At 67.5% G+C, this 4921-nt stretch carries 5 protein-coding genes and 1 pseudogene; 1 reads left to right on the top strand and 5 read right to left on the bottom strand.

The annotated features are described in order from the left end of the window. Positions 1-774 (top strand): calcium-binding protein (locus tag Q0U08_RS17680; RefSeq protein ID WP_298092953.1); only part of this gene is annotated, 774 nt, incomplete at its 5' end. 65 nt (positions 775-839) lie between these two features. Here the strand turns inward: Q0U08_RS17680 and Q0U08_RS17675 are convergent. From Q0U08_RS17675 to Q0U08_RS17655, 5 genes and pseudogenes are all read right to left on the bottom strand, one after another. Then, a complete protein-coding gene (locus Q0U08_RS17675; protein ID WP_298092951.1) occupies positions 840-1856 on the bottom strand; it encodes a hypothetical protein in 1017 nt (338 codons plus the stop codon). A gap of 215 nt (positions 1857-2071) precedes the next feature. Beyond that, positions 2072-2794 carry a hexapeptide transferase gene (locus Q0U08_RS17670; protein WP_298092950.1) on the bottom strand — a complete coding sequence of 241 codons (723 nt, stop codon included), beginning with the start codon at positions 2792-2794 and terminating at the stop codon, positions 2072-2074. Further along, entirely contained in the window at positions 2794-3357 is a 564-nt protein-coding gene (locus Q0U08_RS17665) for a polysaccharide biosynthesis/export family protein (RefSeq protein WP_298092948.1), read from the bottom strand. The genes Q0U08_RS17670 and Q0U08_RS17665 overlap by 1 nt, the downstream gene beginning before the upstream one ends. Beyond that, a complete protein-coding gene (locus Q0U08_RS17660) occupies positions 3354-4547 on the bottom strand; it encodes a glycosyltransferase (RefSeq protein WP_298092946.1) in 1194 nt (397 codons plus the stop codon). Before Q0U08_RS17660 ends, Q0U08_RS17665 begins: the two co-directional genes overlap by 4 nt. A gap of 148 nt (positions 4548-4695) precedes the next feature. Continuing rightward, positions 4696-4921, bottom strand: a pseudogene (locus Q0U08_RS17655) (hypothetical protein); the annotation flags it as partial.

Below are 4921 nucleotides of genomic sequence, written 5' to 3'. Positions count from 1 at the left end.
GGCGTTTTCGATGCTGACCAGCCGATCCCCCTCCGCATCGCCGCCGCCAACATCCTGTCGGGCGCGGCCGGCGACGACACGCTGTTCGGCGACGACGGCAACGACACGCTCTACGGCGGCGACGGCGCCGACCGGCTCGACGGCGGCAAGAACGAGGATGCGCTGTACGGCGATGCCGGCGACGACTGGCTGATGGGCGGCCAGCAGGCGGACCGGCTCTATGGCGGCGCGGGCAACGACCGGCTGATCGGCGACACCGACTGGATCTCCTCGCTCGCCGCGCGGGACGTGCTGGACGGCGGCGACGGCGACGACTGGCTGGTGGGGGACGGCATCGCCTTCACTGCGTCGGGCCGCGGCGCGGACGACCGGCTGACCGGCGGCGCCGGCAACGACGTGCTGATCGGCGACGGCGAGACCTTCGCCACCGGCGCGACCGGCGGCGCCGACACGCTGGACGGCGGCGCGGGCGACGACATCCTCTACGGCGACGCGATCACCATGGCGGCGGGCTCGCGCGGTGGTGCCGACACGCTGACCGGCGGCACCGGCGCCGACCGTTTCGTCTTCGCCCCCGGATCCGGCCGCGACACCATCACCGATTTCACCCGCAGCGATGGAGACGTGATCGACCTCGCCGGCCACGGCCTCAGCTTCGACACCTTGACCTACACGGTATCCTCCGCCGGCCTGACCATCGCGCTAAGTGACACCGACACCATCTTCCTGCGCGGCGTGACGACGCTGCAACAGGGGGACATCTTCTTCGGCTGAAACGAACGCCAGCCCCAAGAGCCGATCCGTCCCACGCGGCCTTCCCAACCGAAAGGCCATCTTTCCTAGCTGGCGCGATGACCCAGTCGCCAGGCAAGGAGTCGAATGAAGGGCTCCGGATCGTCCAGGCGGAATGCGACACGAACGAACGGTTCTCGCTTCTTCACGAGCGAGCGACGATGCAGTGGTCTGTCCAACCGCAGCATGACGTTGGGCCAGGCAAGCAGCGCCGCATTGAGGGTTGCGGGGTCGCGTACCTCCTCGCCCGTGAAACCGGCTTCGACGGCAACGATCGCATCGAGCGGAACGAGCTGGTCGATCAGGAAGCCCGCGCGCACGCGAACGCCGTCGGGCGTCAGCAGGACGGGCCTGAACCGAAACGATTTGATGAGGCCGACCAGATATACGAAACTCACGTCGCTCAAGATGAACATGACGACCGTAGCGGTGCGGCTCCAATGTCCGACCAGCAAATGATAGACTGCGATCTCGATCGCCGACAGGATCAGCAGCGTCGCGCACATCGGCGTCAGGTGCTTGTGATAGGCGAAGGCGCGGGCGTTGTCCGGCATGTCCACCGATCCGCCCCAGCGGAACAACGCCATATGGATCACGGTGATCTCCGCCACAGCCAACCGGACCAGCGCTGCCGGGAAGATCTCCGATGCGGCAGATACCCACCGCTCGGTGCGATCGACGCCCTTCCTTTTGACTATCCGGCTCGCTCGGGTCGTAGCCCAGGCAACATGTCCCAGAACGACCGCCGCCATCGTCATCGCCAGAAGCGGCATTTCCAGCAACACGCTTCGTACTACCGAAGGCGAACCCAACCAGACGGTGAAGCTCGCCGCGGCCAGCACGCCCAGAACGGCGCTCCATTCCGGCTTCCCTGATGATCGGGCGAGCAGCGACAGCATCAGCGTATCGGCGACAATCCACAGGAACAGGAGCAGCGCCGCTAACGGATGGGCGGCTGCCAACGGCGTGCGTACCGCGATCCCGGCCAGCGCAACGATGATGATGGGCACGATCTTGGCGGCGATCTGCCGGCGATCGACATCGTTGCGGGTCTGGGTTGTCATTCGAACCCCCGTTCGCCTGCGCGAACGACCGGGTACTGGTCAGGCGCAGCGTCAGCCCTGACTATACGCCGACTTTGCAGGCGATCACCAGCATCGCCATTTCCCAAGTCATATTGGGGCGCCGTTTTCGTTGTCAGCCGTCAGGCCGGCGTAATTCCATTCCCGTTCGATAGCGTCAAGCCGGCCAAGCCCCAGCCTGATCTAACACCCCACCCTCAACCACCCCGAAACGCCCCCTCGCACCGCGCCAGCAGCGCGGCGGGCGCCATCCGGTTGATATACCCGTCCGAGCCTTGCGTGGACAATAACTTGGCCGGAATCCCCCCGACCACGCCGCGCTCCGGCACGTCCTTGGTCACCACCGCATTGGCGCCGATCGCGGCATCCGCGCCGATCGCCAGCCCGCCGATGATCTTTGCGCCCGATCCGATGAAGGTCCGGTCGCCCACCACCGGCGCACCCGCGCTCCGGCCCCGGTTCATGAAGCCCAGCACCACGCCGTGCGTCACGTTCACGTTGCTCCCCACCCTGGCATCGCCGTGGAAGTAGAAGCCGCCGAACCGGTTCAGGAACAGCCCCGGCCCGATCTCGGTATATTCCGGGATCGCGAAGCCATATTTGTACCGCGCGCGCAGCAGCATCAGCTTGGCCAGCGGATACAGCCCCAGCGCCTTGGCCGGCTTCAGTCGCAGCCAGCCGGTGGTGCGCATCAGCACGGTATATTTGAACCCCGGCGTGAACAGATAATGTTTCGCGAACGCGCTGGCCGAGGTGCGCCCCGCATAACGATACAGGTCCGCGGCCAGCACCGCGCGCAGCTTGGCCAGGCTGACGATGCAGCCGCGATTGTGCGGCTTGCCCGTCTCGTTGGTGTCCACCGCGTCCGCCGGGGTGCCCGGCACCAGGTCGCGGTCCAGCGTGCCTATCGTCGCGTCCATCAGAAATACCTTTCCGCAAAACGGATGGTGTCACCCGGCAAAACGGGGAAGTCGGCCGAAAGCGGGTAGATCGTCTCACCCGCATCGCCCGCACGCTTCAGGAACACGCGCTTCTCGTTCGCGCGGTAGGTGAAGCCGTCCGCCTTGGCGACCGCGCCGCGGATCGTCAGCCCTTGCGTGAAGGGATATTCACCCGGCTTCTTCACCTCGCCCAATATGTAGATCGGGCGATAGCTGGCGACCTGCACCGAAACCTTGGGCTCCAGCACATATCCGGCCTTCAACCGCGCCTGTATCGCCTGCGAAAGCGCCTCCGGACCCAGCCCGGCCGCCTTGACGTCGCCGATCAGCGGAAAGGCGATCGTGCCTGCCGGCGAGATCTCGTAATCCCCGGTCAGCGACGCCTCGCCGTACGTGGCGATCTTCACCTTGTCGCCCGGCGACAGGGTGAAGGCGGTCGCGGGCGGCGGCGCCATGCCGGCCCCCGTCAGCGGCCGTTGCCCGGAACAGGCCGGCAGCATCAGCGCCGCGGCCATCATCACGCCAACCATCCCACGCGTCATCGCGACACTCCTGAACGCAAGGTCATTTCTCCAGAGGAAACGGGCATGGATCGCCTCTGCGGTACCAACGCCGCCTCGATCCGCGCCCAGTAGCGGGCCGTCGCCTGCGCCACGCCGTAATCCTGCGACCGCGCTCTCGCCGCCGCACCGCCTGCGCGCCGCCGCGGCTCGGCGAACACCGCCTGCAAACCCGCGGCAAAGGCGGCCGCGTCATCGGTCGGCACCAGCGCGCCGGCGGGCACGTCCATCGGGCCGGTCACCGCATCCCGCGTGGCGCCAGCCAGGATCTCGGACGGCCCCGATGCGCAATTGGTCGCCACCACCGGCAAACCACATGCCATCGCCTCGACCAGTCCGTTGGGGAACCCTTCCGCGTTGGAGGGCAGCGCGAACATCTCGGCGCGCGCCAGGATCGCGAACGGGTTGTCGACAAAGCCCGGCATGTCCACCCGGTCGGCAACGCCCAGCCGTGCCGCGTGCGCCTCTAGCGCCGCACGCTCCGGCCCTTCGCCCAGGATCACCAGCCGCGCCGGGATGGCGGCGCGCGCATACGCCTCCAGCAGCATCGCGAAATTCTTGTTCGGCATCAGCCGCCCGACCGCGACCACATAGGGGCCGGCCGGCACGAAGCCGGGCGCCTCGGCCGCGCGCGCCAGGATCGTGTCGTGATCGACCGGGTTGGCGATCGCCGACACCCGGTCACGTTTCACGCCGAAATTGGCGACCAGATCGTCCGCGACTCCGTCCGACACCGCGATCACGTGATGCGCCCGCGGATAGGCCAGCCGCACCATCGCCCGCGCCGCCAGCGCGCCCGCGCCCTGCCCCAGATGCGCCGAGGTGTTCACCCGCTCGCTGATCAGCCACGGCCGCCCGCGCCCCGCCATCGCGAAGGCGTTGGCGACATTGGCGCGGGTCAGGAAACTCAGGGACACGGCCGGATCGATCTGCCCAACAGCCGCGCGAAGCTGCGTCAGGCTCGCCTTCAATCCATGCCGTGCGTCGAGCTGCGTCACCGTCACCCAGTCGGGCACGCCGTAAGCACGCGGATCGTCGTCCAGCAGCGCCAGATGCAGATCGTAGCGTTCCGCCCAGGCCTCCGACCCGGCGAGCAGCGTGGTCAGCACACGCTCCGCCCCGCCCCCGGCCAGCGAGTTGATGACGAACAGGACCCGCTTCTTTTCCGGCATCGTGCCTCCTCGCAAACGGAGCCGTTGCGAAGGACTCCGATCCGACGAGCCTATCACGCGCCGATGCTGCGGTGCACCACGGGCAACCCGTTCCACCGCCGCAACGGGGCGTTTCACCTAATCGCCATCGATCCCAATGGCTTGCATCTCAACCGAAAAACACATCCCCCGCGCTCAGCGCGTGCACTCCTTGCAACAGGATGGAGTCGCCACCCATGGTCAGCCGCACGCCATCGGCGGTGTCGGTCCAGCGCAACTGGTCGAACCCGGTGTGGAACGCCCCCAGGTCCAGGCGGTCGCCATCCGCGGCGGAAAAGTCGGTCACCACGTCGCGGCCCGATCCGGGTGCGAAGACGAACCAGTCCGCCCCCTCG

Source organism: uncultured Sphingomonas sp. (assembly GCF_946477935.1).
Classification (GTDB): Bacteria; Pseudomonadota; Alphaproteobacteria; order Sphingomonadales; family Sphingomonadaceae; genus Sphingomonas.
This window is presented reverse-complemented; position numbering and strand designations above follow the sequence as displayed.

Bases quoted from the DNA above. Each gene is read 5' to 3' on its own strand.
- Q0U08_RS17670 (WP_298092950.1), bottom strand. From the start codon at position 2,794: ATGGACGCGACGATAGGCACGCTGGACCGCGACCTGGTGCCGGGCACC.
- Q0U08_RS17660 (WP_298092946.1), bottom strand. From the start codon at position 4,547: ATGCCGGAAAAGAAGCGGGTCCTGTTCGTCATCAACTCGCTGGCCGGG.
- Q0U08_RS17675 (WP_298092951.1), bottom strand. From the start codon at position 1,856: ATGACAACCCAGACCCGCAACGATGTCGATCGCCGGCAGATCGCCGCC.
- Q0U08_RS17665 (WP_298092948.1), bottom strand. From the start codon at position 3,357: ATGACGCGTGGGATGGTTGGCGTGATGATGGCCGCGGCGCTGATGCTG.